Origin of the sequence: Lactobacillus sp. UMNPBX15, from assembly GCF_002553785.1 — a bacterium.
Lineage (GTDB): Bacteria > Bacillota > Bacilli > Lactobacillales > Lactobacillaceae > Lactobacillus > Lactobacillus crispatus.
Window position 1 is genome coordinate 1 of sequence record NZ_PCYV01000095.1, and the last position, 418, is coordinate 418.

The 418-nt window shown below is 33.7% G+C and carries 1 protein-coding gene; it reads left to right on the forward strand.

The window, feature by feature from the left end:
* Positions 1–411: hypothetical protein (locus CP366_RS10735; protein WP_158227348.1), on the forward strand; the 411-nt coding region annotated here is incomplete at its 5' end.
* Positions 412–418 lie beyond the last annotated feature (7 nt).

The following is a 418-nucleotide window of genomic DNA, read 5'->3' on the forward strand; positions in this document are numbered from 1 at the left end:
TCTAGTGATTTTATGATTCGTATTTATAATAAAAAAATAGAAACTACTCGTCATCATAAAAAGTTGCCTGATAATGTTGAGGAGTGGGAGCGCTGGGAATTACAGCTTAGAGGTAAGCGAAGTTATGAGGGGTTAGAATCTGCGAAAATAATGTTAAGTCAGATAAAGTATCCTAATTATCAAAACTTAGATCCTGGTGATATAGCTGTTTTACATTCGATTGATGATCGAGTAGTTAGTTTTAAAGATTTTAGCAAGAAAAAGGCAGCGCGGTTGCGGAAATTGAGGAAAGAAAGTGTTGGGTATAGTGATGATTATGCGAAAGCAGGATTGCAAGCATTGGAAGATAATGCAAACAAAATTAATGAGCAAGTGGAGATTTTTTTAGGTCAATTAAATTTGAGTGATTAAGAAAAAT